The organism is Marinomonas sp. MED121, assembly GCF_000153025.1.
In the GTDB taxonomy this organism is placed as follows: Bacteria; Pseudomonadota; Gammaproteobacteria; order Pseudomonadales; family Marinomonadaceae; genus Marinomonas.
Genome location: NZ_CH672429.1, coordinates 516,776 through 538,471, shown reverse-complemented (window position 1 = coordinate 538,471; position 21,696 = coordinate 516,776). Strand labels below are relative to the sequence as shown.

Below are 21,696 nucleotides of genomic sequence, written 5' to 3'. Positions count from 1 at the left end.
TAGAGCGACTAGGCTGGCTCTTTTTCTCTATTCGTCTGTTTTTGTTTGTCGTTTACGAAAATAGTCTGATTTTTCTCGATTGCCACACGTGTTCATTCTGCACCAGCGCCTGCCTCGGCCCCTGCCTGAGTTCAAAAATAGCCAGGTGCAACGACCACACTCCCTCAGCTTACTAAGATCTTGAGTTCTTAAAAAATCGTCCAATAAGAGGTAAAAAGTATTTATTAACCAGTTTGCCTTACTTGTGTCGAGTTGCCACTGGTACTGGTTTTCCTGTCTTAACAGTGATGCTTGGGATAGGGCTGCTTGAATACTGGATTCGATCTGGTTTGGTATCTCATTGTTACTTGAGTTTGATAGTAAATCTTTGAACATAATGTAGAGCGCTTCTCTTATTGTGTGCAGTTCGACAAGTAGCGCATTCGCTTTAGCTTCATCATAGCCAGCTAATACCATCTTATGATGAGCGTTAAAAAAGGGAGAAGCCCCGATCCAACTTAATAGACTTTGCCAATCACCTATCTGGCTTTTAAATCGGTTTTTATCTTGGTCTTCTACCGTGTTAATAAAGTCTAAGATGGGATGCCCACCAATAAAGCTATTTTGTGTGTCTAACATTATTTGTAACCTATTAATCTAAAATAACGGTTGCTGTCATTTTTTAAATATTTTAACCTTTAAATTCATTTTAATGGTTTCTTGGGAAGAAAGATGCTTAATTTACCTAATCGATTTCATTTTGAAGGCCAAAAAGTAGCTTGGGGGGTTATAGGCGAGGGTACACCTTTAGTCCTTATTCACGGTACGCCTTTTTCATCACAGGTATGGCGAAAAATTGCGCCTTTGTTAGCAGGCAAATTCAAAGTGTATTTTTTTGATTTACTGGGTTATGGCTTATCTGAAAAGTCTGATCATCAAAATGTTTCGCTTGAAGTTCAAAATAGATTGCTGGTGGCTTTGTTAAATGAATGGGGACTGGTGACGCCCGAGGTGCTTTGCCATGATTTTGGTGGTGCAACAGCACTGCGTGCTTATTATTTAAATGGCATTCGATATGCCAAGTTAACCATCATTGACCCTGTGGCAATTGCGCCTTGGGGTTCTCCTTTTGTACAGCATGTGCGCAAACATGAAGCGGCGTTTAGTGGTTTGCCAGAGTTTGCTCACAATGCTTTATTAGCGGAGTATCTAAAAACATCGGCGTACTCTGAGCTAACTAAAGAAGCACTTGATGTCTATATGGCGCCTTGGCAAGGCAAGGAAGGTCAAGCTGCTTTTTATCATCAAATTGCGCAAATGGATCAAGCTTATACGGATGAGATAGAAAACTTATATGAACCGATGGCGAATATTCAATTATTGTGGGGAGAAAAAGATGAATGGATCCCCCTTTCTCAAGGCAAGCGCTTTGCTCACATGGTGTCTCAAAACCAATTAACCCTGGTTCCTCATTCAGGGCATCTGATGCAAGAAGATGCGCCAGAGGCCATTATTGCCGCTCTCTTGCTATAACCTTTAACCGTTAAAATGAAGCTAAATTGAAACGATAGTGAAAAAAAGCCACTCAAATTAATCAGGTTAAATTTGAGTGGCGTAATGTTATTGCTAAGTTGTAACTTGATTAGCGCGCTACGGGTTTTGCTTCGTTTAGCTGGTTTTTCTTAATAATGGAGTCATAGTAGCCAGCGAAGGTTGGACGCTCAAAGTGTTTACCGTCTCCAGGTTTAGCGAATAGCTCGCCTTCATGCCAAGCCAGTTTGCCGTTACATATCGTTGAGGTGGCACTGCCATTGACTGTCATACCTTCAAAGATATTAAAATCAATGTTAGACATTTGAGTGTCTACGCTTAAGGTCTTACTCGCTTTTGGATCCCAAATTACCAAGTCAGCATCAGAGCCCGTCGCGATTGCCCCTTTTTGCGGGTAAATATTAAATATTTTGGCGGTATTGGTTGAGGTAATGGCAACAAATTCATTGGGTGTTAATTTGCCCGTGTTTACACCGGTTTCCCAAAGTACGGCTAAGCGCTCTTCAACTCCTGCTGTGCCGTTTGGAATTTGAGTGAAGTTATCTTTACCCATGGCTTTTTGCTCCGCACAAAAAGCGCAATGATCTGTGGCTGTCGTATGTAAGGTGCCAGACTGAATGCCTTTCCAAAGTGCGTCTTGGTGTGACTTAGGTCTAAAAGGAGGGCTCATAACATGGGCGGCGGCGCGGCTCCAGTTGCTATCTTGGTAAACGCTATCATCAATGACGAGATGACCTGCTAGGCATTCACCATAAACCGTGTGACCTGAATTTTGTGCGTATTGAATCGCATCCACGGCCTCTTTAGTTGACACATGCACTAAATAGAGTGGGGCTCCTAGTGTGTTGGCTATGCTAATAGAGCGATTGGCGGCTTCGCCTTCAACCGAAGGTGGACGAGACAAAGGATGTGCTTCAGGTCCTGTAATCCCTTGCTCTAAAAGTTGCTGTTGTAAGTGATAAACCAGTTCGCCATTTTCGGCATGAACGGTTGGCATAGCGCCTAATTCTAAACAGCGGCTAAAGCTTGCTACCAAGATATCATCGGTGGCCATAATGGCATTTTTATAGGCCATAAAGTGCTTAAAGCTATTAACGCCATGGTTTTGAGTTAGTTCCGCCATTTCTTCTTTAACACTTTCATCCCACCAAGTAATGGCGACATGAAAGCTGTAATTTGCGTGGGAGGCTTGTGCCCAATCTCGCCATTGTTGGTAGGCCTCAAGCAAGGATTGTTGTGGACTTGGAATAACAAAATCAATAATGCTGGTGGTACCCCCTGCTAGGGCCGCTGCTGTTCCCGCTGCAAAATCATCTTTAGCAACGGTGCCCATAAAAGGTAATTGCATATGGGTATGAGGGTCTATGCCGCCTGGCATAATTAATTTACCACTGGCATCTATGATCTGTGTGTCTTTATCGATTTCTAATTGCTGACCTATTGCTGCAATTTTGCCGTCCTTGCAATAAATGTCTGCTTGATAGCTTATTTCATGAGTGACTATGGTTCCGCCTTGTATTAATAACGACATGGCATTTCTCCCTAAGAGCAATTAAAAAATAGGGCACCTAATGAAAATGACGACTAGGTGCCTAAATTGATTAAAATTGAATTATTGTGCTGAGGTTGCACCATCCGACAGTGTCTGACTTTGTTGCTGTCCTGCGACAAAGTAGTAAATAATGGCGCCCGAAATAGCACCGGTAAACCAACCATAGGTGTAGAACCAGCTAATGACATCAAAGCTTAATGAGATCAGGGTAATGGCAACAGGAATGCAAAAAGCAATAAAGCCAGCACTATTAAAGAGTGGATATTGCTTATTTTTACTATAAAGGGAGACAAGATCGAGTTGTTGACGTTTTATGAGGAAGTAATCGACCATCATGATACCGGCAATGGGTCCTAATAAACTGGAATAACCCAGTAGCCAATTTGAGTACATGCTTTCAACGCTGACATCAGAAACGATCCAGCCCATTTTTTTCATTAGCTCCCAGCCCATTAATAAAATCCCAACAACACCCGTCATTAACACACCACGTGTATGGTTGATGTATTTAGGGGCAATGTTTTGAAAGTCGTTAGTAGGAGAAACGACATTGGCTGCAGTATTTGTTGAAAGTGTGGCGATAATAATCAGTACCATGGCAATCGCTACCCAAAAAGGGCTGTCGATTTTACCAATTAAACTAATAGGGTCAGAGACAGTTTCGCCTACTAGGTTTACCGATGCCGCTGTCAGTACAACACCTAATGCTGCAAAGAAAAACATGGTAATCGGGAGGCCAATGACCTGTCCGATAATTTGGTCTTTTTGAGATTTTGCATAACGACTAAAATCTGGAATGTTAAGTGAGAGCGTTGCCCAAAAACCAACCATGGCGGTTAGGCCTGCAAAGAAGTAGCCCCAGAATCCGGCATCGGCAGGACGATTAGCGGGAATGGCTAACACTTCTGAAAAAGACACCTTGTCGCTGGCCCAAAACATTAAGCCTAAACCGACAATGAGTAAAAGCGGCGCAGAAAGGGTTTCTAACCATTTAATGGACTCAGAGCCTTTTATCACAATGAAAATATTAAGTGCCCAAAAGATAAAAAAGCCAATCACTTCGCCGACCGAGCCCAAGCTTGCCCATGTATCCGAAAAGGAAGACAGCAATAAATGGATAGCGAGGCCACCAAACATGGTTTGAATGCCAAACCAACCACAGGCGACAAGACCTCGAATTAAGCAAGGAATATTAGAACCCACAATACCGAATGAGGAGCGAAGCAAAACGGGAAAAGGGATACCATATTTAGTTCCCGCAAAAGCGTTTAGTGTTAAAGGTAATAACAACACAATATTGGCAAACAAAATGGCTAATAACGCTTCACTTACTGAAAGTCCGAAATAGGCCGTTAAGACGCCACCGAGTGTATAAGTGGGGACACAAATCGCCATGCCGACCCATAGCGCCGCAATATTGATTTTATTCCAGGTTCTTTCTTTTACTTTTGTGGGTGCAAGGTCAGCATTATAAAAATCACTGCTTTCAAGATCTGAGCTGACTTCTAGCTCATAAAAATCATCTACTTTAACTGACTTACTGGACATGACACTTACCTCATAATCGTTAATTGGATGTGACCAAATTACCTTATTCGCAAATCTTTTAGTTATTGTCAGGTGCTTCTTTTGTCTGCTTAAAGGTGAATCCCACATAAAAGGTTATGTGGGATTAAAGCGCTGGCTTTAGTGCTGCTCAGCAATACGTTTACTTGCTTCTAGCATGGTATGAAGCAAAACGTTTGCGCCGGCCTCACATTCTTCTAGGGTTGTTGACTCTGCCTCATTGTGACTAATGCCATTGAGGCAAGGGGTGAATATCATGCCTGTCGGAACCAGATCTGCCATATAACAAGCGTCATGACCTGCACCTGCATAAATATCCATATGAGAATACCCGAGCATTTCAGTGGCGGCTTTTACATCATCAGAGGCGTTAAATTCCACGGGTGCAAAATACCAAAAAGGATCAATTTCTATTTCTATATTACGCTCTAAAGAAAGCTGCTTACAGAAGGAGAGGAGCTCTTGGTGCATTTTATCAAGGACTTTTGGATCTGGATTACGAAGGTCTGCGCTAAAACTGACTCTGCCAGGAATGGTGTTGCGTGAATTAGGGTAAACATCCATATAGCCCACGGTTCCTAATCCATTCTCGTGGCGATTGGCAATGTTCTCCATTTCACTGACAATTAAAGCGCTTGGAATCAAGGCGTCTTGTCTTAGGTGCATGGGGGTGGTGCCTGAGTGAGACTCTCTGCCTTGAATTTTAATATTGTACCAGCGAATACCTTGTCCTAAGCGTACGACCCCAATGCTCTTCTTTTCATCTTCTAAAATTGGGCCTTGTTCAATGTGGGTTTCAAAGAAAGCGCCAATATGACGGCTACCTGGCTTGTCTTTCCCTTTGTAACCAATGCGTTCTAGTTCATCGCCAAGGCGAATACCATTCACATCGGTTTTATTTAGTTCTGTTTCTAGATCAAATCGCCCGACATAGACGCCAGAACCTTGCATGGCTGGCTGAAAGCGAGAGCCTTCTTCATTGGTCCAAACTGAAAATTCCATAGCAGTTGGGGTTTTAAGATTGTTTTCATGTAAGGTTCTGAGTACTTCTACACCGGCAAGTACACCAAACACACCATCAAATTTACCACCTGTAGGTTGAGTATCTAAATGGCTGCCTGTGCCGACAGCTGGAAGAGATGGGTTTGCTCCTTCGCGTCGAGCAAAGATGTTTCCCATTTGGTCAACGCTGATCTCACACCCCGCTTTTTGGCACCAACTAACAAATAAATCCCTTGCTTGGCGATCTAGGTCAGTGCCCGCTAAACGGTTACAGCCGCCTTTATCTGTGGCACCAAATTGTGCCATTTCCATTAATGTGCTCCATAAACGATCACCGTTAACTCTTAAATCATTCATCTTCTTTCCTCAACTCAGTTTCAATTTATATATTTTTATTTTCATTATTTAAAATAAATTAAAGTGTTCATATTTCCGTGTTAAGCACGGTAAATAGGGGCTTTAAGGTAACTTATCTCTAAGATTATAATTTACCAAATGGTCAAAAAATTATTCAAAAAAATATTTCAAAAATTCTATATTTAATTGAAACCTGATTTCACAAAGCTAAATTCATGCCAAGAATAAGTTTAATTAAAGTGATGAGCTTTTTACTCGTTGAGAGTTAATAAACTTTAAAATTTATTTAAGCGTTAATCAACTCTATGGATTCAATTCAATTAATAAATTAAAAAATATTAATCTTTAGTTAATGAATTACTTAATTAAAAGAAAATATAATTGATGAAGGTGAAGCCTTAATATTCCTCAGTTGACTTATCTCTCCGACTATTTCGGAAGGCTGAAGTATGCTATGTTTGCGGCAATTTCGGATCATTGATATATATTTTAGGACGCTTTGTCTGATGATAATGAAAACTCCACGAAAGCCATCAAGTAATCGGGTTTTACTTGAAAATCGAATTTTACGCGCAGCAGAAAGAGCCTTTGCAACTAAGGGGTTCAGTGGCACATCCATGGAATCTGTGGCAGATTCTGCAGGCATCTCTAAACAAAACCTTATTTATTACTTTTCTTCAAAAGAAGCGCTCTATCATAAAGTACTGCAAGTTATCCTCGACCTTTGGGTTGAAAAAATGGTTTTTAGTGATGATGAAAATGCATCTCCAAAGCAAGTGATTGAATCCTATATCATTGAAAAACTTGCACTTTCTAGAGATTATCCAGATGCCTCTAAGGTGTTCGCCCATGAAATTATTAATGGTGCACCAGTCCTAAAAGATTATATGGTTAGCCACTTGAAACCTCAATTTGAGCGAGATGTACTGCTGGTTAAGCGTTGGATAGCAAAAGGACTTATTGATCCTGTCGAACCAGAACATTTATTTTTTACCATCTGGGCATCCACTCAAACCTATGCTGATTTCTCTATTCAAATTCAATTATTGATGGGGAAAACCAAGTTAGAAGCAGATGATTTTGATGTTGCGGCAAAATTTTTATCTAATTTTGTTCTCAAAGCACTAGGCGCCCAAAGTGACTAAGTGAACCTGCGATTAAATCATTTCTTCTTAGTCTGCTCTTTTAAGGTATAGGGGAAAGGTGTCAAACAAGGCGCCACTTTGCCCTTGATTAATAGAAAGTGAGTGCAGATACCTTTCGAGAAGTAACAACACAGGGTGTTATTTTTTCTAAAATGCCGAATAGGTATTGTACAAAGGCCCGTAGGGCCTGGCCTTAAAGCTTTATCTATAAGTTGAGAGCTTGATCAATAGAGCAAGGATTAAGTTGCGTCCCTCGTCATAAATCTTAAGTCTTTTATCTACCCGCTGAGGTGGGAGGACTTTTTCGCAGCTTCCCTAAGTTTGATCATCTTGTGTTCTTTTCTCTTATTTCATCTATTTAACACACCAAAAACGCTTTTTTTAGCCTTTAATTTCAAAGGTTTAAAAAAATAAAAAAAACCTTAAAAATCAAATTCTTTCTAATAATTTATAAGCTGAATATAACGCCTTTTTTTAAGTTTTATTTTATTGGTGATTTTTATCTGAAACCTAAATTTAAATAAAAACTTTTTTCCTCTTATTTAAAAAAACACTTTACCTTTAAAAAATACTTATGGTATTTATAAAATTATACCAAATGGTAAAACTTTTTAATTAGCAAAAAACACCATGTTTTTACTTCTTTCTTAGTAAAGGTGAAAAGTGAGTAGTGCTAGTTAAAATCTAACTTGAGGGTACATAAATGCTTACAAGAAAAGAGGCTTTACAGCTAGAAGGCGTTACTGGACCGGATTTATTCTCCGTGTGCCAAAGCGCTGGTGTAATGAGAGATAAGCATTTTGGAAAAGTACTGACTTATTCCCGTAAGGTATTTATCCCTTTAACCAATATGTGTCGTGATACCTGTGGTTATTGTACTTTTGTCAAAACGCCAAAATCCGGTCAAGGCAATATTATGTTGCCAGCTGAGGTGCTAGAAACCGTATTAAAAGGGCAAGGGCAAGGTTGTAAAGAAGCACTTTTTAGTTTGGGAGAGAAACCCGAAGCCAGGTACCGCTACGCCAAAGATAAGCTTGCTATGTTAGGTCATGATTCCATGTTGGATTATGTCAAAGAACAAGCTCAAGCAGTGTTAGATAAAACCGATCTATTACCCCATATTAACGCAGGTGCTATGAGTCTTACTGAAATGCGAGGACTAAAACCCGTTGCTGCCAGTATGGGAATGATGATTGAAAGTACAAGTCAGCATTTAATGAACAAGGGGCAAGCTCACTTTGCCTGTCCTGACAAAGAGCCAAAAGTACGATTAAACACCCTCAGATATGCAGGTCAGTTAGATATTCCATTTACCACGGGCATCTTGATTGGGATAGGTGAAACTTGGCAAGACCGGATTGATAGCCTCTTAGCAATTAATCAAATACACCAAGAATATGGCCATATTCAAGAAGTTATTGTACAGAACTTTAGGGCTAAAGCTGGCACTGAAATGGCTAATCACCCTGAACCAAATCTAGATGATATGCGCCGAACTTTGGCTTTGGCTCGTTTAATTCTTGACCCTTCAATTAGTTTGCAAGCGCCCCCTAATCTTGAAGAAAGATATGGCAGTTATGTTTCGGCTGGCATCAATGATTGGGGGGGGATTTCCCCTGTCACGCAAGATTTTATTAATCCAGAAAGAGCTTGGCCACAAATTGATAGTTTGGCGAAAGCGTGTCTTGGTCTTGGTTATGAGCTCAAAGAAAGACTCACAGTGTATCCGCACTATTTAGAGGCCGGTTCGCAATATCTAGATCCCGCTCTTGCGTTAAGAATGCCCTATCTGGCGGCACAGAATGGCCTAGCTGCAAAGCAATGGAAAAGCCTTTAATTGGTTATGACAGAGAGATTTGACATGAAAAATAACGATTTAATGAGTGCTCAAAATTCGCAAACTAGCTCAAACCTATTTCATTATGAGCAGCAAGTTAGCCAGGCTCAGGAAGTAAAAGAAAATATTATCCCAATTAGCCATGATGCCAGACATCAGTTTTTATTAGCGTCAAATGCCGCTTACGCCAAGCAATCTAAGCAATTGGTCGCCAAGTTAAAACAGATAGATTTAGCGACGGCTGAAATTTTGTATCAAGCCTTAAAGGGACAAGAGATCAGTGTTGAGCAAGCGACTTATTTATTTAAGGCTGAGCAAGGGGAATATCAAGCCCTGTTGGAAACCGCAGATTTAGTCAGACAGCAGAGGTGCGGCGATGTTGCCAGCTTTGTGATTACTCGAAACATTAACTTTACCAATGTGTGTTACATGGGGTGTCGTTTTTGTAATTTTGCTAAATCCAAAGAAGAAGAAGGGGCTGAGTTTTTAAGTTTTGATGAAATCGCTAATCGAGCAGAAGAAGCTTGGCTTAAAGGGGCAACTGAAGTTTGCATTCAAGGAGGACTGCATCCAGACATAGATAAGGATTATTACAAGAACTTGGTGCTTGCCGTTAAGGCTCGTGTTCCTGATATTCATATTCATGCTTTTTCACCTTTTGAAATTTGGTATGGGGCAAAAAAAGCACGGATGACGCCGCAAGCATTTTTAACCGAGTTAAAAGAAGCAGGTTTAGGCTCTATGCCTGGTACAGCCGCTGAAATTTTAGATGTCGAAGTGCGAAAACAACTGACTAAAAATAAGCTCACTACAGAAGATTGGGTCACTATCATTAAAGCGGCCCATGAAGTTGGTGTAAAAACCACATCAACGATTATGTATGGCCATGTTGATCAACCTCATCACTGGGCTGCTCATTTAGGCCTATTACGTGACATTCAAAAAGAAACAGGGGGGATTACTGAGTTTGTCCCGCTGGGGTTTATTCATTATGAGACCAAACTTTATAACGACAATCCTGACCTTGTTCGTCCAGGCCCAACTCGACTAGAACATTTTAAAATGCATGCTGTGGCTCGCTTAATGCTGCAAGGCCACATAGATAACATACAAGCGTCTTGGGTCAAAATGGGGCCTGAAACCGCAACGCAAATGCTTCAAGCGGGTGCCAATGACCTAGGTGGCACCTTGATGAATGAAAGTATTTCTCGGGCTGCAGGTGCTAAACACGGTCAAGAAGTGGTGCCTGAAATGATGGTAGACAATATTCATAAGGCCGGATTAAGTGCCGTGAGGCGAGGCACTCTATATCAAACATTAGAAAAGTATGACTCACCTGATCAGGTTATTAAAACTCATATTCCTAGAGCGTCAGAGCAAATTGATCTGATGGGGGTGATGTAATAATGATTGGGTTAGAAGAAAATAAAAAACCAAAGGTGTTGTTATTAGCCGGCGGTGTGGGTGGTGCAAAAGCCGCCGAAGGTTTAGCACAACTCCAAGGTGATTATGACTTTAGCATATTGGGTAATATTGCTGATGATCAAGCCTTTCACGGCCTTTGGGTATCGCCAGATATTGATACTCTGACTTATAGTCTCGCTAATCTGATTGACCGTGAGCAGGGGTGGGGGTTGTCTGGGGAATCCCATAGAGTACTAGCACAACTTGAAAAGCTAGGTGCTGAGACCTGGATGTCATTAGGCGATTTAGATTTTGCTACTCATATTTACCGGACACAAGCACGTAACGAGGGAATATCTGCTTCTGATATTGCGCAAACAATCGCGCAGCGTCTTGGGGTAAATATCCCCATCTTATTGCCAACCAATGATGTGGTTCAGACTCAGGTTGAAACCGACAAGGGTTGGCTCTCGTTTCAAGAATATTTTGTCAAAGAGGCTTGCCAACCTAAGGTAAATGCCATTCGTTTCCAAGATATTGAACAAGCCACGCCAACCACTGAAGCGTTAGATGCGATAGCTAAAGCCGATGTCATTGTGTTTGCCCCCAGTAATCCTGTGGTGAGCATTTCGCCTATTTTAAATACGCCGGGCATTCGCGCAGCAATCATGCAGAGTGATGCGAGAAAAGTCGCTATTTCACCTTTTATTGCGGGTAAAACAGTGAAAGGGCCAGCGGATAAAATGATGGCCAGTGCGGGTGTGGATGAAGGGTTATTAGGGGTTGCACAACTTTATCAAGGTTTGATTCATGATCTGGTGATTGATAATCAAGATGCATCATCCATCAGTACTTTAAAGGGCATGGGTTATCAAGTTCAAGTAACCAATACCTTGATGAGAACCTTGCATGATAAGCAGGTATTAATGGGGCAAGTAGTTAATTTTTCCCTGTCTCAAACCAAGTTTATTGAAGCCGACTGTATGCAGGTGGCCGGATGAAAGAGATAAATTTGGTCATACCCATGAAGGTGCCTAGTGAGTCAAAACAAAGGCTAAAAAGTGCGCTTGATCAAGATGAGCGTTATCAGCTGGCAATGGCCTTATTTGAGCAAACACTGTCATTTTTTAATCAACACTTTAGTCAATTACCTATGTTGGTGGTGACGCCTTCTGATTTGGTCGCAGCCCTTGCAAGGCAATATGGTGCCAAGGTGCTAATGGAAGAAAAGTCAGAGGGATTGAATCAAGCGTTAGATAAGGCTACCCAATGGAGCCTTGTTAATGGGTTTAAGAGGCAGCTGATTTTACCAGCAGATATTGCCAATTTTAAGGTAAGTGAAATAGAACATTTGCTCAGTTGTGAGACGGGTCATCAAGGGGTTGTGATTGGGGTTGCGAAAGACAAAGGAACGAATGCACTGCTTTGTACTCCGCCAAATGCGATTGCCTTTCAATTTGGTTTTGAGTCTTCAAAGGCTCATCAAATTGAAGCCCTTAGTCGCTCATTAAACTGTCACTTATTGCATTTGCCCTTGTTGGGACAAGATGTAGATATTCCGACTGACTTAGCTTACTTAAAAGCCCCTTTGCACCTTTTAGATAAAGGCGCTTCATTCCTTACAAAATCAAGGAGAGAGCAGAATGTCTGTTTCAATGGATGATGCTTTAAGTGTGTTTCGTTTGCCTGGCTTACCTGACTTTAAGCCAGGTGATGATGCTGCGAATGCCATTATAGAGGCCGTTAAGGCGCTACCTACACCCTTACAAGAGGGCGATATCTTAGTTGTTGCTCATAAAATGATCTCCAAATGTGAGGGTGCAGTGGTGAATCTTGCCGAGGTTACAGCCAGTCAAGATGCCATCATGCTTGCTCAAGAAGTGAATAAAGACCCCCGTAAAGTTGAAGTCATATTAAGTCAATCGAACCGTATCGTGAGGTCGATGAAACGAGCAGATCAAAATGAAGGAGTTTTAATAGCAGAGCATAAATTAGGTTTTATTTGTGCGAATGCTGCGGTTGATGAATCTAATGCAGAAGAGGTTGATCAGCTAATCACCTTGCCTAACGACCCTGATAAAAGTGCACGTGATTTGTGCCAACAGTTAGAAGCGGCTTTTTCTTGTCGCTTAGGCGTTGTAATCAGTGACACCTTTGGTCGGCCTTGGCGTTTAGGGCAGACCAATGTCGCCATTGGACTTGCTAATGTCCCCGCGATTACTCATATGTTGGGCGATCAAGATGCCTATGGCCATGAGCTTAAAGTGACAGCACCTGCTTTTGCGGATGAACTTGCTGGGGCGTCTGGTTTGCTTATGAGTAAGAGTGGTAAGTGTCCTGTGATCATTTTCCGAGGACTTGAATGGCAAACAGAATCAAGTCAGGCCTCTGATCTTGTCAGGGCTGCAAATGAAAACCTATTTAAATAGTCAGCATATTAAATGAACCAATATTGAAGATAACCAATGTGAGGGTAAGGATGAGTATTGCAATTATTGGAGGCACTGGGCCTCAAGGTAAAGGGTTAGCGCTACGTTTTGCGAGAGCGGGAATAGATGTGGTCATTGGGTCTCGTGATGGTGAAAAAGCGGAACAAGATGCAAAAGATATGAGTCAATTGTTGCCATCAGGAAGTGCCAGTATTAAAGGTATGGACAATATTGAAGCAACCAAAACTGTACCAGAAATTGTGATATTTGCTGTGCCTTTTAGCGCCCATGAAGTGACTTTATTAGCTCTAAAGCCTCATTTAGAGGGCAAGATTCTAGTGGATATTGTTGTGCCACTTGCCCCTGGTAACCCTAAAGCGGTTGAAATGCCTGATGAGGGGTCTGCCACTGAGGCCGCCCAAGCGCTACTTGGTGAGAGCATCCCGGTTGTCGGCGCGTTACATAATGTGTCTGCGGTCACATTGAACGATCTTGATCATGCGATTAATTGTGATGTTTTAGTGTGTGGAAACCAGCTAGCAGCAAAGAAAACTGTGATGGCCTTAATAGATCAACTGGGTGTTCGAACCTATAACGCGGGCCTTGCTGATAGTGCTCGTTGCATTGAAGCCATTACTCCTATTCTGATCCGTTTAAATATTTCTAAAGATGTGCCTTTCTCGCATGCTGGTATTGGCGTGTTACCACCACAGGCTTAGTTTTTGTTCGACATTAAAGTAAAAAATCAATTAAAAAAAGACAGACAAAGAGGAATTAAGAATGGAATTTGGTATTACTTTTAAAGGTTTTGTTAGCCCAAATCGAGCTAGAAATTTGGTTAGACAAGCTGAAGAAGCTGGCTTTGATTATTGCTGGTTTTATGATTCTCATATTTTATGGCGTGAATCTTTTGTCGCTATGGCTATGTGTATGGAACATACCAAAACCATGCGTTTTGGTCCTTGCGTGACTAACCCTAATATTCGTGATTGGTCATTGGCATCTAGCCTTTATGCGAGTTTGGCTTTACAAAGTGAAGGACGTTTTGATATTGGTTTAGGTCGAGGTGACTCTTCCATGCGGGTGATGGGTAAAAAACCGGCGCCTTTAGCAAGAGTGGCAGAATTTACCAATAAGGTAAAAGCCATGGTGCGCGGTGAAGAGGTGTCGTACGGTGAGTGTGAAGAGCCTGTTAAATTACCTTGGGCAAACGGTTATGAGCTTCCGGTTTGGATTGGCGCATATGGGCCAAAAGCTTTGGCAACAGCTGGCGAAGTGGGTGATGGGGTTATTTTACAAATCGCTGAACCTAGTTTGGTTAAATGGTTTAAAGATCAGGCAATTAATGCGGGTGAAGCCGCTGGTAAAGACATGTCTAATTTCAAGGTGCAAGCCGCTGCACCGGCTTACTTTGGTAAGATGGAAGATTGTGTTGAACATACTAAATGGTTCCCTGCTATGGTGGGTAATCACGTGGCAGATATTGTTGAGAAATACGGCGCTGACTCTGGATTGGTACCAAAAAGTCTCACGGATTACATTGAAAACCGTAAAGGCTATGATTATTCAAAACACGGTCAAAGTGATAACCCTTACTTAGACTTTATCTCAGAAGATATTGTTAAAAGCTTCTGTGTGCTCGGTGAAGTGGATGATCATATTGCTAAAATCCGTAATCTAGAAGAAGCTGGGACAACCCAATTTAATATCTATCTTGATAATGGGGATGAGGAAAATATTATTGCACAATACGGTAATCATATTATTCCTGCTTTTAAAAACCAATCTTAGTCAGTTTCCCTAATGGGTTAGGTCAAAGGTATCTTCTATACAGAAGGTACCTTTTTTACCTTAGGCTCCCTAGCGCTCCCTAGCTAACTTCAGGCCTCAGGTCTCAGATCTCATCCCCCACCTTTCTTCCAACACTTCTATAAGTAATTTTTATAACTTCTTGTTGTAAATGCATAAATAAGCTCCTTTTAGGGATAAATAAAGGTAAGAACAGGTGTTTTTTCATAAATCCCGACTAATATTTATTTAGATTAATAGGTTTGCCTTTTTGTAGCCGTTAAACCTTGCTCAAAGTGGTTGTTTGATTGTTAAAACTAAGGTTCTGTATGAGTGAAAAACGCTTTAAGGGAAGGTTTAAAAAAGATGGAAAACTTCAATGGTATCATTGGCTTGTCGTTATTTTGTCTTTAGTACTGACCTTAAGTGCTTGGCAGGTGACATTAAAATTAGCGAATCAAAAAAGCCAAATACAATTTGATTTTCAGACGGATCTTTTAATCGAATTGGTTAAGGAAAGAATGCAAAAGTATGAGGATGCCTTATGGGCTGGTGTGGCAGCGATTCATGCCCAAGAAAAGCCGATAAATACAAATACTTGGCATGCTTTTGCAACAGCTTTATCGATAGAAGAAAAGTATCCAGGTATTAATGGTATAGGGGTTATTGATTATGTTTCTCCCGAAAACTTAACGGCTTATTTAGCAGAACAAAGAAAGCTTCGTCCTGATTATAAGATTCATCCTAAGCATACGAATCCTGGCTATTGGCCCATTACTCATATTGAGCCCGTTCAGCAAAATCAAAAAGCGGTTGGTTTAGATATGGCCCATGAGAGTAATCGGTATCAGGCTTCAATGATGGCAAGAGACACGGCAAAAGCCCAAATTACCGGGCCCATTATCTTGGTACAAGACGAAAAACAAACTCCGGGCTTTCTCTTTTTTGCACCTTATTATGATGAGGTTAACCCTCCTCAAACGCTGACATCAAGACGAAGAACCTTTGTCGCTAACGTTTATGCACCTTTTATCATGGAAAAACTCATGATGGGGACCCTTAAAAATGAGAACCGGCTGGTCAATTTTAGTATCAAAGATGGGCAATCTTTACTCTATGATGAGTTACAACCTGAAGCTTTAGGGTTTGATCAAGACCCTTTATTTTCTAAAGTCGTTAAAGTGAATATGTACGGTAGGCAGTGGTTATTTCAATTACAGTCTACTCGCTTGTTTCGTCACCAAGTCACTAATAATCAACCAAAAATGATCCTCATTGGCGGTATCTGTATTGACCTGATGCTACTCGCATTGTTTTTAATTCTTTCAAGGTCGAATAAAAACGCTATTTCTTATGCAAACCATGTAACCAAAAAGCTGAGAGTGAGTGAGAATAAGCTGCAAACCACGATAGATAGTATGCGTGACGCACTGATAACCATTGATAAAAACAATACTATTTTAAGTTTTAACAAAGCTGCGGAAGCCATTTTAGGTTTTCAAGAGCAAGACTTAATAGGTAAAAATATCACAGCTTTACCCGATCCTAGCTTAGAGGGGCCTGACGAAACGAATCACTACTTAAATGTTAAAAATAAATCGGCCTATGAAGAGAAAAAAATTATTAATATCGCAAGTAAGGAGGGTGGTCTCTTACCAATTGATCTAACGATTACGAAAGCAAGCTCAGGTGCTATTAATTATTTTATCGCTTTAATTCGAGACCTATCTAATGAGGTGAGAATTGAAAAAGCGTTAGAGACCTCTGAGGCACTATTGGATACCGCGGTTAATGCTTCGCCTACAGGGTTTGCTATTTTAAATTTAAATGGTGAATTTATCGAGTTAAACAAATCTATGAGTCGCTGGCTTGAGTATGACAAAGATGAGTTATTAGGCCGACATTTTGAGCTGATATTAGAGGGACAGAGTAAGCCAATTATTCGAAGCATGATTCAGAATATGCTTGAACAAAAACAAACCTCGATCCACATAGAAAATCAATATATTCAAAAGGATGGCTCTTTAGTTTGGGGGCTTTTAACGGGTGCATTAGTGCTTGATAAAAACCAAGTCATTGCAAATATAGTATTGCATATTGTGGATATTCAAAAAGAAAAAGTGCTGTTACAAAATCTTATTCAACAAAATAAAGCGTTAGAAAAAAGTAATGCAGATTTAGAGCAGTTTGCCTATGTTGCCTCCCATGATTTGAGGTCACCTTTAAATGGCATCCAGCAATTAGCTCAGTGGATAGAAGAGGACTGCAGGGAATTGCTTCCTTCTGATTCTAAGGCCCATTTAAACCTAATGATGGGACGTTCCGGGCGTATGATAAAGCTGCTTGATGATTTGTTAAAATATTCACGGGTAAGTCGCTATGACTATAAATATGAAGCGATTGAATTAAAAACGTTAGTGAATGATCAGTTTGCACTTATCGATAGCCCTGATGGGTTTAGTTATAAATCTTCTAATTCACTTTTATTAGTGCCAAGGGTGCCGTTTGAAATTGTGGTCAGAAATATTCTGTCTAATGCGATAAAACATCATGATAAAAACACAGGTGTAATAGAGGTGACATTCAATAAAAGTGAGTCTTTCCAAATTATTACGATCACAGATGATGGGCCTGGCATCCCCCCTGAAATGCAAAATAAAGTGCTTGAGATGTTTCAAACACTTAAAGCTAGGGATGATGTTGAAGGAAGTGGCATGGGGTTGGCTATGACTAAAAGAATCATTAATCACTACAAGGGGGATTTAGCCATTGACTCAGATGGTGTTAGGGGAACTTCATTTATCATCAGCTGGCCTTTACCAGGACAATCATAATGAATAAGGAAATCTAAAATGGATGTTAGTATCCTATTAATTGAAGATGATGATGTAGATGTCATCGGAATCCAAAGATGTTTTAAGAAACGCCATATGCAAAATGAAATAATAAGGGCAAAAAGTGGAAAAGAAGCGTTAGCTTTAATGAAAGCTAATGCAATCCCGTTTCCTTTTATTATTTTATTAGATTTGAATATGCCATCAATGGATGGCTTAGAGTTTCTAGCTTACTTAAGAGAATTTGATAAGTTCAAACACAGTATCGTGTTTGTTTTAACTACCTCAAAATCAGAACAAGATGTACTTCTTAGTTTTGAAAAACATGTGGCAGGCTATTTTCTCAAAAATGAAGCCGGTAAGGGGTATGAGTCTATAGTTGATTGTTTAGAGGCTTATATTCAGGTTGCTCATTTTCCAATCCCCAGATAGTTCTCAACCCTTAGACGTTAGGTTAAATATTTAGTAAGAATAGAAGGCTATTATTCTCTGAGTAGGGCCTTCTATTCAATAAGGAATGACTTAACCGTCTTGGTTGATACGGCTAATAATATCTTTTAGAGCATTATCGGCGTCTTCGTTGGCTACCTGACAGGTGCCAGCATTCATATGTCCGCCACCATTGTAAGATAAGCAAAGTTCTCCGACATTTGTTTTAGCGCTTTTATCTAGAATCGATTTACCTATAGCAAATACGGTATTCTGCTTTTTAAGCCCCCATACTTTATGGATGGAGATATTACAGTTAGGGAATAGGGCATAAATGATAAAGCGGTTTGTGGCGTAGATAACCTCTTCATCAAGTAGATCGAGAACGACTAAATTGTCGTGTTTGGTGGCACAACGGCGAATTTGCGCTTTAGCTTGTTCATCATGCTGATGGTAAAGTTCCACCCTTTCTTTAACATCCTCTAGCTCTAGAATTTGTTCGATAGTATGGTTTTTACAATAATCGATTAAGGTCATCATGAGCTGATAGTTTGAGATACGAAAGTCACGAAAACGGCCAAGGCCAGTACGTGCATCCATAATGAAATTTAATAATACCCAATCTTTAGGGTTGATAATTTCTTCTTCTGAGAATTGCGCTGAGTCGCCTTTATCAACGGCTTCCATCATATCAACTGAAATAGTTGGAAACTTATCAAGGCCACCATAATAGTCATAAACGACTCTGGCTGCAGAGGGCGCTTCGGGGTCAATAATGTGATTTTTGATGTCGGCATCATTCCTCACGGTTTCACTTAAGTGATGGTCGAAAGCAAGGTGACACCCTGCAACATAAGGCAAGTTAGTCGTGATGTCATTCTCACTAATGTCTATTTTACCGTCCTGCATGTCTTTAGGATGAACGAATAAAATGTCATCGATAATATCAAGATCTTTTAACAAGACGGCACAAACTAAACCATCGAAGTCACTTCGGGTAACAAGGCGAAATTTTGTTTCAGACATGGTGTTTTCCAAATAGTTGTATATAAATTACCACTTCAATATTCTTCAAAGAATATAGTGAGTAGAAGATACAAACAATACAATTATAGTTAAATTCAATTTTTGATAAATTTCATAACGCATTGATTTATATATCGAGAATATCAATGTAAATCATGTTTTTTTATGAAAAATAAAGTTCTCAAATGCTAAAATGCATTGGCTAATGAGTGCGTAGCCCTTCTCATTTAAGTGTAATTCATCATCGCAAAAAAGTGTGGTTTTTAACTTTTTATCTTTATTAAAAAAAGCGCTGTAAATATCAATAAAGGCGGTATTTGGCCTGGTAAAAGCGAGTCTTTCTAATAGTTTATTGACCTTAATTATCTCTTGTTGATGATGCATTCTTGCTGGACTTGGTTTAACGCTAACGATAGCGACAGGTAAGTCAGTAAAGTGTTGGTCAATTTTTTCCAGAAGTTGGATATAGTGCTCAGCAATTTGGTTATAACTTTGCCTATTACCAATATCATTATCAGCCAGATATAGCACAAGCGATTTAGGCTGTTGTGCTACCACGAGTCGTTCAAAGTAGTAAACGCAAGCCTCAAGTGTCGCGCCACCAAAGCCTAGGTTGACGGTATTTATATGGCCTAAAGCGTGCTGCATATTCTCCCACAACTTGAACGTTGAGGAGCCATAAAATGCCGCTGCTTGATTCTTATTTGTGATTTGAGCGAGTTGGCTTTCTAATGCTCTAACATCAGATTCAAATTCGGCTTCAACCTGATTTAATTTCAACATGTTTGAGCGATAACCCGGCTGGTGACTTAATGACGGCGTAATGGCAATATCTCTCGCCAGTTGTCTTGCCTCATTAACATAGCCCTTGAATTCGTTTTGATATTTTTTCAAAAACTTGGTTAGGCTGTCTTTACGTTTGAGATTTACCCTATCTGATAATTTAAAGGCGGGCTTAATGACAACCGAATAAATTGTATGGTCAACTCGCTTATCAAAGTTGGCAACAGCAATAGGCACTATCCAAGGCTCTTCATCTAATTTACTCGATTGAGTTAAAGTAAAAGCGGATTCACCAAAAATAGATGGCGATTCTTCTGTAGTAAAACGTGCCCCTTCTGGTGATATCAATAACGGAATATCATCATTAATAACACTCGTTGCATCATTTAAGAAAGATTCATATGAAGCTTCGTCTTGTCCTAATGACTCCCAGCTATCGACAAAAATGTGACCAAATTTTTGATAGTAATCATCTCGCCAGTATTCATTTTTGTTACTTCGACCGACTACCCTCAAGCCGGTGACACCATATTGATTATCAATGATTAAGGCACTAATAAATTGAGCATCTAAGGGGAAATTAAAACCATTGGGCAAGGTTGTGCTTGCGGCATTCGCGAGATGGTTATAAATAAAAAGGCTACCTGCTTTTTTCGGCAAGTTTTCTAACCCTTTGATAACATAGGGTACCTTCTCAAAGGCCTGTTTGAATCTTTGTGCATTTTCTCGGCGTATATCTGTTTTGGGTGTATCAACATCTAACCCATTCACTCTGTCATAGGCTTTTTGTAACTGTAAGTAGAAACCATTTTCTCTTTGTACGTCTTTTAATATATCAAGGCACATGCCCGCAATGGTTTTTTCTAAAGCATTACCAAAGTGAAGGCTCTTATAAATTAAACCAAAGGCTTCATTGGTTGTGATTTGGCTTTTGAGTAGTTCACTGATCTTATATAAGGGCGAACTAACAGAAAGTAGAGCGGCATTTTGAGCAATGACATTGCTTACAGCAGTGACTTCGTTGTTCAGTGTTTGTGATAACAGCCTCATTCTAGCTGCGAGCAAATGGGTTCCCACTAACCAGATTAAGCGATACCAAAATTTATGTTTAATTTTGGGCGATAAGGCTAATAAGTTATCTAGTTTTTCCTGAGAGATATATAAAATACTGCTATCACGTGATGCAATAATCGATGTTCTGTTATTTATGTTCTGATTTGGTGCAGTCCAGCTGAGTACGGTCCCTTTTCTTGAAATAGTTCGTGTGGTTAGAGTGCGGCCTTTATTCGTCTGGTAGCTCACGATGACCTTACCTTGAATTAGCAAATATAAGCCATCGGATGCTTTTTCTTGTTGGCTGATAATATCGCCCTGGTTTACCAGAAAATAGCTAACTGATTTGCTGAAAATTCGCTTTTCCTGCTGGTTAAAGCCTTCAAAGAATGCGCTTGATTTAATCAGTTCAAATGCTTCTTGTGTTGAATAGTTACGACAACTGGTGACTTCTAACGGGCGGGTTTCATCGAAAGCTAAGCTTTCGTTAGAAAAGAAGGGACGGGTCTGGTTCTGCACTTCTTCTAAAACGGGTAAGCAAGATGTATAGATAAAAGACAAGATATCATTACCGAATTCTGGGTTCTGATTAATTAATGTCGTCAAAGGTTGAATAGGTAACCTTAGAAGTTGTGTCTTTTTATGGGCGATATAAGTCGTGGTGTAACGTGCGGGTGACCGAAAAGCAGACCAACCAATAGGGGTGTTTTTGATCTTTACTGTGCCAATATTGTGCTCGACATTATTCTCTTTAAGGGGAATGAGGGTACCGAGTTCTCCTGAAAGTAGAAAATAAAGGTGCTTTCCAATATCAAACTGCTTTACTAGATAGTCATCTTTTTCTAACTCAATAATATCTGCAACCTGAATTAAGCTACTAATGACTTCAGGGGCTGCTTTTTCAATAAAGGGCAGTTGTTTTATTTGCCTGGTTAAATTCACACGACTTCCTCTTCTTATG

General features: G+C 40.2%; 17 protein-coding genes. 11 read left to right on the top strand and 6 right to left on the bottom strand.

Features of this window, described 5'->3' with window-relative positions:
* Window positions 1-27: 27 nt before the first annotated feature.
* Window positions 28-618, bottom strand: a complete 591-nt coding sequence (locus MED121_RS02435) for a CGNR zinc finger domain-containing protein (RefSeq protein WP_009832004.1) — start codon at window positions 616-618, stop codon at window positions 28-30.
* A 93-nt stretch (window positions 619-711) separates the two neighbouring features.
* On the opposite strand from MED121_RS02435, the gene MED121_RS02430 reads away from it, so the two are divergent.
* Window positions 712-1,512: an alpha/beta hydrolase gene (locus MED121_RS02430; protein ID WP_009832003.1), complete on the top strand. Its 801-nt coding sequence runs from the start codon at window positions 712-714 to the stop codon at window positions 1,510-1,512.
* 109 nt (window positions 1,513-1,621) lie between these two features.
* Here MED121_RS02430 and hydA read toward each other — a convergent pair whose 3' ends face one another.
* The 3 genes from hydA to MED121_RS02415 all read right to left on the bottom strand — a co-directional run bounded on the left by hydA (window position 1,622) and on the right by MED121_RS02415 (window position 6,007).
* Window positions 1,622-3,061 (bottom strand): dihydropyrimidinase, encoded by a 1,440-nt coding sequence (gene hydA / locus MED121_RS02425; RefSeq protein ID WP_009832002.1) that lies wholly within the window; start codon window positions 3,059-3,061, stop codon window positions 1,622-1,624.
* Window positions 3,062-3,142: 81 nt separating this feature from the next.
* Window positions 3,143-4,630, bottom strand: coding sequence for an NCS1 family nucleobase:cation symporter-1 (locus MED121_RS02420; RefSeq protein ID WP_036178551.1), 1,488 nt, complete (start codon window positions 4,628-4,630; stop codon window positions 3,143-3,145).
* Between the two features lie 138 nt (window positions 4,631-4,768).
* Entirely contained in the window at window positions 4,769-6,007 is a 1,239-nt protein-coding gene (locus MED121_RS02415; RefSeq protein ID WP_009832000.1) for a Zn-dependent hydrolase, read from the bottom strand.
* A gap of 506 nt (window positions 6,008-6,513) precedes the next feature.
* Between MED121_RS02415 and MED121_RS02410 the strand changes: the two genes are divergently transcribed.
* The 10 genes from MED121_RS02410 (at window position 6,514) to MED121_RS02360 (ending at window position 17,876) form a co-directional block, all read left to right on the top strand.
* Complete coding sequence (locus tag MED121_RS02410) at window positions 6,514-7,152, top strand: TetR/AcrR family transcriptional regulator (RefSeq protein ID WP_207382766.1); 639 nt, start codon at window positions 6,514-6,516, stop codon at window positions 7,150-7,152.
* Window positions 7,153-7,855: 703 nt separating this feature from the next.
* Window positions 7,856-8,989, top strand: a complete 1,134-nt coding sequence (cofG, locus tag MED121_RS02405; protein WP_009831998.1) for a 7,8-didemethyl-8-hydroxy-5-deazariboflavin synthase CofG — start codon at window positions 7,856-7,858, stop codon at window positions 8,987-8,989.
* Window positions 8,990-9,013: 24 nt separating this feature from the next.
* A complete protein-coding gene (gene cofH, locus MED121_RS02400; protein ID WP_242603169.1) occupies window positions 9,014-10,393 on the top strand; it encodes a 5-amino-6-(D-ribitylamino)uracil--L-tyrosine 4-hydroxyphenyl transferase CofH in 1,380 nt (459 codons plus the stop codon).
* Window positions 10,394-10,395: 2 nt separating this feature from the next.
* Window positions 10,396-11,394 carry a 2-phospho-L-lactate transferase gene (cofD, locus tag MED121_RS02395; RefSeq protein WP_009831996.1) on the top strand — a complete coding sequence of 333 codons (999 nt, stop codon included), beginning with the start codon at window positions 10,396-10,398 and terminating at the stop codon, window positions 11,392-11,394.
* Window positions 11,391-12,056: a 2-phospho-L-lactate guanylyltransferase gene (gene cofC, locus MED121_RS02390; protein WP_009831995.1), complete on the top strand. Its 666-nt coding sequence runs from the start codon at window positions 11,391-11,393 to the stop codon at window positions 12,054-12,056. Before cofD ends, cofC begins: the two co-directional genes overlap by 4 nt.
* Window positions 12,037-12,822 (top strand): coenzyme F420-0:L-glutamate ligase, encoded by a 786-nt coding sequence (cofE, locus tag MED121_RS02385; RefSeq protein WP_242603168.1) that lies wholly within the window; start codon window positions 12,037-12,039, stop codon window positions 12,820-12,822. Before cofC ends, cofE begins: the two co-directional genes overlap by 20 nt.
* A 50-nt stretch (window positions 12,823-12,872) precedes the next feature.
* Window positions 12,873-13,541 carry an NADPH-dependent F420 reductase gene (npdG, locus tag MED121_RS02380; RefSeq protein ID WP_009831993.1) on the top strand — a complete coding sequence of 223 codons (669 nt, stop codon included), beginning with the start codon at window positions 12,873-12,875 and terminating at the stop codon, window positions 13,539-13,541.
* 61 nt (window positions 13,542-13,602) lie between these two features.
* Window positions 13,603-14,613 carry a TIGR03842 family LLM class F420-dependent oxidoreductase gene (locus MED121_RS02375; protein ID WP_009831992.1) on the top strand — a complete coding sequence of 337 codons (1,011 nt, stop codon included), beginning with the start codon at window positions 13,603-13,605 and terminating at the stop codon, window positions 14,611-14,613.
* A gap of 326 nt (window positions 14,614-14,939) precedes the next feature.
* Window positions 14,940-17,444 (top strand): CHASE domain-containing protein, encoded by a 2,505-nt coding sequence (locus MED121_RS23530; RefSeq protein WP_009831991.1) that lies wholly within the window; start codon window positions 14,940-14,942, stop codon window positions 17,442-17,444.
* 18 nt (window positions 17,445-17,462) lie between these two features.
* Window positions 17,463-17,876, top strand: a complete 414-nt coding sequence (locus tag MED121_RS02360) for a response regulator (RefSeq protein WP_009831990.1) — start codon at window positions 17,463-17,465, stop codon at window positions 17,874-17,876.
* Window positions 17,877-17,966: 90 nt separating this feature from the next.
* Here MED121_RS02360 and MED121_RS02355 read toward each other — a convergent pair whose 3' ends face one another.
* Entirely contained in the window at window positions 17,967-18,899 is a 933-nt protein-coding gene (locus MED121_RS02355; RefSeq protein WP_009831989.1) for an exopolyphosphatase, read from the bottom strand.
* A 153-nt stretch (window positions 18,900-19,052) separates the two neighbouring features.
* Window positions 19,053-21,677 (bottom strand): cyclic nucleotide-binding domain-containing protein, encoded by a 2,625-nt coding sequence (locus MED121_RS02350; protein WP_009831988.1) that lies wholly within the window; start codon window positions 21,675-21,677, stop codon window positions 19,053-19,055.
* Window positions 21,678-21,696 lie beyond the last annotated feature (19 nt).